The following is a 5,773-nucleotide window of genomic DNA, read 5'->3' as shown; positions in this document are numbered from 1 at the left end:
GCCGGGTGTTTCGCTGGTGTTCATGGTGTCGTCTCGAATAACGGGCGTCAATCCACGATCTTACGCACGTCGATGGACTGGACCCATTTGATGTACCGGCTGGCGGCCGAGTCATCGCCCAGGGAAACCATGGCGATTTGCCCCTCCTTGGCGCTCAGCGCCTGTCCGTCTTTCTCGAAGAACACCAGAGCCCCGTCGCCGATGGGTGAATGGAGCACCTCGGCCAAGGAGTAGACGACCTTGAAGCCGTCGGTGGCGGTAATGATGACAGCCGCTTTCTTGAGGTCGAAATGGTTTTGTGCGGTGACCGCCGCTTTTTCCAGGATGTCGCGCAGCAGCACGCCCTTGAGCTGGATGTGCTGGGTCGGCTGGCCGTCCGCCGCATGTTTTGCCGGAGCCATCGCCATCTGCCTGAGCGGGAATTGCCGCAGGTCGCCGACGCCCAGTTGGAGCGGCTGCCTGACCATGCCGGTCACGCTGACCCGGTTGGTGACGAACGGCGCGGCGGCGGTCGCCAGATCCGCCGAGGCAAGAATCCACCCGGCGAGGACATGGGCGTCGGCCAGCGTCACCGCGGCATTGGGCGGCATGTAGGGCATCGCGGCCTTGCCTTGCGACTTCCAGCCCGATCCATCGGGGCCTGTCCCGTGGATGATGCGTTCGGCAAGCAGGGCCGCGGCATCTTTCTCGCCCGCGTATTTGCGGGCGATGTCGGTGAAGGACGGCCCCATGCGCTGGACGGTCCCCTGGTGGCAGACGAAACAACCGTTGCTGCGGGCCAGCTCGAAGCCATCGGCCGCAAGCGCCTGCGCGGATGCCGTGAGCGCAGCCATTGCCGCCATTGCGGCCATCGCTCGCAGGCGCGGCCCCGTAATCTTCATGTTCATGATCGGCTCTTTTCGGAAATCAAGCGTCGTGGATATCGGCCTGGATCGCTCAGAACTGGAACGTGGCAGCCACCATGAAGCTGCGGCCTTCCTCGGGGTAGCCGCTGGCCAGCTCGTAGTTCCTGTCGAACAGGTTGCGCGCCGACAGCGAGAGGGTGGCGTTGGGGCTGAGCTGGTATTCGGCCTTCAGGTTCAGCAGCGCATAGGCTCCCGTGCGTATGTAGCCGCTGCCGCTGGGCGGCTGCGACCAGCGCGCGCTGGCGTATTCGACACTGGGGATGATCTTCAGGGCCGGCATCGGCTTCCATCTTGCAAACAGGAATGCCTTGTTTCTCGGGGCCGTGGTCAGCCGCGCGCTGGGATCGCCTGGGTTGTCGAGCCTGGTGAGGATGTAGGTGTAGTTGCCGCCCAGCTCCAGCGTCCGCGCCGCCCGCGCATACACGCTCAATTCGAGCCCCCGGAACGTGGCCTTGCCGACGTTCTGTGATTGCGAATAGGTGCTGCCCATGTACTCGATGTTCACCGACTGGATGGCGTCATCGACCTTGCTGTGGAAAACGGCCGCCTCGACCTGCAGGCCGGGGCTGATCTGCTCGGCTATGCCGAGCTCGAAGTTCAATGCGCGCTCGGGTTTGAGATAGGGGTTGGAAAGCGCGCCGCCGAAGCGTGAGCTGTAACGCTCGAACATGCTCGGAAAGCGTGCTCGCCGCGATACCGAGAAATGCAGCTTGCCGCCTTCGCGGTACCGGTAGATGGCCGCGCCTTGCCAGTTGGTGGCAAAGTGGTTGGCGAGTTCGTAGTTGAACAGTCCGTCGGCGGCGGTGTATTCCTGGGCCTTGCTCATGCGGCGGAAATCACGGCTGACTCCGCCTACCAGGTCGAATTGGGGGGTCACGTGCCAGGTGTCCTCCAGCGCCAGCGAGTAGCTGTCCTCGATCGCGCCTTGCTTGGGTTCGACCGAGCCTTGCAGATCCATGTTCTGCCACTCCACGTGCTCGTCGCGCCGCAGATGCAGCGCGCCCTTGAGCGTCTGCTGGGGCAATGCGGTGGTGCCCAGCTCGAGGCTGATGCCCTTGGCGTTGTCGTCGTAGTGGCTGGTCCAGTTGCGCGTATCCAGGGCCACGTTCGTGTAGGCGACCAGATCGTTCTTGAACGTGTTGTAGTACGCCTTCGTCTTGAGGTAGCCGTTCTCGCCAAGCTGGGTGTGCGAAAGCCAGTACAGGCTCTGGACATCCCATCTGGGCCAGTCCCATGTGCTGATCGCCGATGTGCCGGTCACCGCGCCGATGCCGTGCTTTTCACCGCCTTGCTGCACGAAATTCAGCGAGTATTCATCGGTTGCGTTCGGTGTGAGGCCGAACTTGAAATTGAAGCGACTGTCCTTCTTGCTGGTGTTGTCGCGCTCCCCGCCGTTTTCCGCTGCGGTCGGCCTGAAGTCCCGCGACAGGCGCCAGTTGTCCAGGTCGCGCTGCTCGATGCTGGCCTGCCAGTAATACTGGCTCTGCCTGCCGCCCAGGCGGGCATAGGCCGTGTAGCCTTCATACTGGCCGCCTTCCCCCAGCTTGCCCGTCAGGCGCACCTCCGACTCGAACGGTTTGACCGGCTTGCGCGTGACCAGGTTGATGGCGCCGCCCATGCCGTCCGGGCCGTTGAGTACCGACACATAGCCTTTCGAGACCTGTATTTCAGACAGGTCCATGGTCAGGAAGCGGTCCACGTCGATGCGGTTGTCGGCTGGCAGGTACAGGCGGATTCCGTCCATGTACAGGGGCACTTGATAGCGGTTGAATCCGCGAATGCTGATGTCGGCCTCGTTGCGGCTGCCGGAGCCGGTCGTGACCGACACGCCGGGGACGATGTCCAACGCCTCCTTCAGGCTCTCCTTGTTGAAATCCTGCATGTCTTCGCTGTCGAGCGTCGATGTGCCGATCGCCTGTTCATCCTCGCGCTTTCCCGTCACCGTGACCTGGCCCAGCGTGAATATGCTGCTTTGCGCAGCCTGCGGCGGCCCGTCATCGCCGCGGTTTTCATCGCTCCCCTGCGCTCTGGCATAGGTTGAAAACAGCAGCGGCAAGGCCAGTGCAAGCGTGCCGGTGAAGGCATTGATTTTCAGTTCCATGAAAGAAGTTCCTGTTCCAGGATGGCCAAGAGGAGCAAGCCGGCGCAGCCATCGAGGTGGGTGATCCAAGCGCTATGTCAAAAATGACATAACGAAATGTATAGAACGGCTTCCATGTGGGGCTATGGTCTAGATCAAAGGATGTTGTGGCCGCTGGCCAGATCGCAAAGGGCCTGCAATTGCTCGTCCGCACAGGTGTTGAGTCTGGCTTCGAGTGCATCGTAGTGTTCGATGATCCGCTGTCCCAGCGGTGTCAGCGAGGCTCCTCCACCGCCTTTGCCGCCTGCGGCGGTCTCGACGACCGGGCGGCCGAATCCCCGGTTGAGTGAATCGATCAGCAGCCATGCGCGCTTGTAGGGCAAGCTGAGCGAACGGGCGGCGGCGGCTATGGAGCGCGTTGCGTTCACCTGGCGCAGCAACTCCACCCTGCCGGGGCCGATCTTGATGGCGTCACCGATGTAGATGCGGGGACGCAGCAGATATCTGGGCTTGTTGGCGGAAGCGTTCATCCGGGCGGTTCATCCAAGGGAAGGTGCCCCCGAGGGTATCGGATAACGGAATGCTCAGGGGTTTCCTGCTGTGTCCTTGCCTTGAGCATGTTTCTGCTGATTTCTGCCGATGGGCGGCTCGCCCAAACGACTCCGGGAGACGGAAGTCGCAGGACTTCGGTCTCCCGGAGCAATCGTGCCCGATGGGCGTGAGAGCGAATCAGGCGGTCGGCTTCTTGTGCTTGCGGTTCTTCTTGGCGACCTTATGCTGCTTGCCGTTGTGCTGCGGCGCCTTGGCGTGGTGGTTCTTCGCCTTGGGGGTCTTGGCGGCGTGGGCCGGAGCTGGTGCGGCAGCCGTGGGCGCGGCCTCGGGCGGCATTGCCGGTGCGGGCTGGGCCATTGCGCCAGCGGTGAACATGCCCATTGCCAGAATTGCGAGGAGTTTTTTCATATGTGCAAATCCCATTAAGAAGGGGAAACCGTCCGTGCCTACCCAATGTATGCAGCGGAACATTCTCTCAACGCTGCGGATGCGGGCGCGTTGACAGGGAAATTGTCTTTCTTTTGTAGCTAGAATGACCCGGACGATCCCGGTGCCGGGCTCATGGAAACCTCCGGCGGCGCAGGCTTGGCGCCGATTCGCTCGAGGCAGGCGTTTCCCGCAGCCCGCGTCCGCAAATCACCCCATTGGAGACGATGCATGAGCCAATTCCAGCATATCGAAGTACCTGCCCAAGGGCAGAAGATCACCGTCAACGCCGACATGAGCCTGCATGTGCCGGATCAGCCCATCATTCCTTTCATCGAGGGTGATGGCACTGGCGCCGACATCACCCCGGTGATGATCAAAGTGGTGGATGCCGCCGTCGCCAAGGCCTATGGCGGCAAGCGCAAGATTCACTGGATGGAGATCTACGCGGGCGAAAAGTCCACACGGATTTACGGCCCGGACGTGTGGCTGCCGGACGAGACGCTGCAGGTCGTGCGCGACTATGTGATTTCTATCAAAGGCCCGCTGACCACGCCGGTTGGCGGTGGCATCCGATCCCTGAATGTGACGCTGCGCCAGGAGCTCGATCTGTACGTCTGCCTGCGTCCGGTGCAGTATTTCAAGGGCGTTCCCTCTCCGGTCAAGGAGCCCGAGAAGGTCAACATGGTGATTTTCCGCGAGAACTCCGAGGACATCTACGCGGGTATCGAGTTCCCCGCCGAATCCGACAAGGCCAAGAAGCTCATCAGGATTCTGCGGGATGAGTTTGGCGTGGGAAAGATCCGCTTTCCCGAGACCTCGGGCATCGGGGTCAAGCCGGTGTCCAGGGAGGGCACGCAGCGGCTGGTGCGAAAGGCGATCCAGTACGCCATCGACCATGACAAGCCGAATGTGACCCTGGTGCACAAAGGCAACATCATGAAGTACACGGAAGGCGCGTTCCGCGACTGGGGCTATGAACTGGCGGCCAGCGAGTTCGGCGGCGAGCTGATCGACGGCGGCCCATGGATGCGCGTAAAGAACCCGAACACCGGCAAGGACATCACCATCAAGGACAGCATCGCCGATGCGTTTTTGCAGCAGATCCTGCTGCGTCCGGTGGAATACAGCGTGATCGCCACGTTGAATCTGAATGGCGACTACATCTCGGACGCGCTCGCCGCGCAAGTGGGCGGCATCGGCATCGCGCCGGGAGCCAACATGTCCGACTCGGTGGCGATGTTCGAGGCCACGCATGGCACGGCGCCCAAGTACGCGGGCAAGGACTATGTGAATCCGGGCTCGGAAATCCTCTCCGCTGAAATGATGCTGCGCCACATGGGGTGGAGCGAGGCGGCCGAACTGATCATCGCGTCGATGGAGAAATCCATTCTGAGCAAGAAGGTGACCTATGACTTCGCGCGTCTCATGGACGGTGCGACGCAGGTGAGCTGCTCGGGTTTCGGCGACGTGATGATCACCAACATGTAACCTGGCCTGCAACGGTTTTGGCAGCATGGCCTGCGAGGTGTCCGCCTCGCAGGCCTTTTCGTTGTGCGTGCAGAAGGAGTGATCTGGCAATAAAAATCCGCCCGGCACTTGCGCGCCGGGCGGATCTGAATGGCTCCTCAACCTGGGCTCGAACCAGGGACCTACGGATTAACAGTCCGGCGCTCTACCGACTGAGCTATTGAGGAATATCGGTATGAATTGTTGAAAGCGCTTCCGTGCAATTGCGGAAGGCTGCTTGATGGATTGGCTCCTCAACCTGGGCTCGAACCAGGGACCTACGGATTAACAGTCCGGCGCT

At 61.6% G+C, this 5,773-nt stretch carries 5 protein-coding genes and 1 tRNA gene; 1 reads left to right on the top strand and 5 read right to left on the bottom strand.

Annotated features, from left to right (window positions below):
- Positions 1–47 precede the first annotated feature (47 nt).
- The 4 genes from ABWP92_RS16025 to ABWP92_RS16010 all read right to left on the bottom strand — a co-directional run bounded on the left by ABWP92_RS16025 (position 48) and on the right by ABWP92_RS16010 (position 3,945).
- Complete coding sequence (locus ABWP92_RS16025; RefSeq protein ID WP_353236403.1) at positions 48–887, bottom strand: molybdopterin-dependent oxidoreductase; 840 nt, start codon at positions 885–887, stop codon at positions 48–50.
- 49 nt (positions 888–936) lie between these two features.
- Positions 937–3,006, bottom strand: coding sequence for a TonB-dependent receptor plug domain-containing protein (locus ABWP92_RS16020; RefSeq protein ID WP_353236402.1), 2,070 nt, complete (start codon positions 3,004–3,006; stop codon positions 937–939).
- Between the two features lie 134 nt (positions 3,007–3,140).
- Positions 3,141–3,515 (bottom strand): winged helix-turn-helix domain-containing protein, encoded by a 375-nt coding sequence (locus ABWP92_RS16015; RefSeq protein WP_353236401.1) that lies wholly within the window; start codon positions 3,513–3,515, stop codon positions 3,141–3,143.
- A gap of 199 nt (positions 3,516–3,714) precedes the next feature.
- Positions 3,715–3,945, bottom strand: coding sequence for a hypothetical protein (locus ABWP92_RS16010; protein WP_353236400.1), 231 nt, complete (start codon positions 3,943–3,945; stop codon positions 3,715–3,717).
- A gap of 249 nt (positions 3,946–4,194) precedes the next feature.
- On the opposite strand from ABWP92_RS16010, the gene icd reads away from it, so the two are divergent.
- Positions 4,195–5,454 carry an NADP-dependent isocitrate dehydrogenase gene (gene icd, locus ABWP92_RS16005; RefSeq protein WP_353236399.1) on the top strand — a complete coding sequence of 420 codons (1,260 nt, stop codon included), beginning with the start codon at positions 4,195–4,197 and terminating at the stop codon, positions 5,452–5,454.
- Between the two features lie 130 nt (positions 5,455–5,584).
- Here the strand turns inward: icd and ABWP92_RS16000 are convergent.
- Positions 5,585–5,660: transfer RNA gene (locus tag ABWP92_RS16000), tRNA-Asn, on the bottom strand.
- Between the last annotated feature and the right edge of the window lie 113 nt (positions 5,661–5,773).

Source organism: Diaphorobacter ruginosibacter (assembly GCF_040396215.1).
GTDB lineage: Bacteria > Pseudomonadota > Gammaproteobacteria > Burkholderiales > Burkholderiaceae_C > Diaphorobacter_A > Diaphorobacter_A ruginosibacter_A.
The sequence above is the reverse complement of the archived record's forward strand: the minus strand, read 5'-3'. Positions and strand labels throughout refer to the sequence as shown.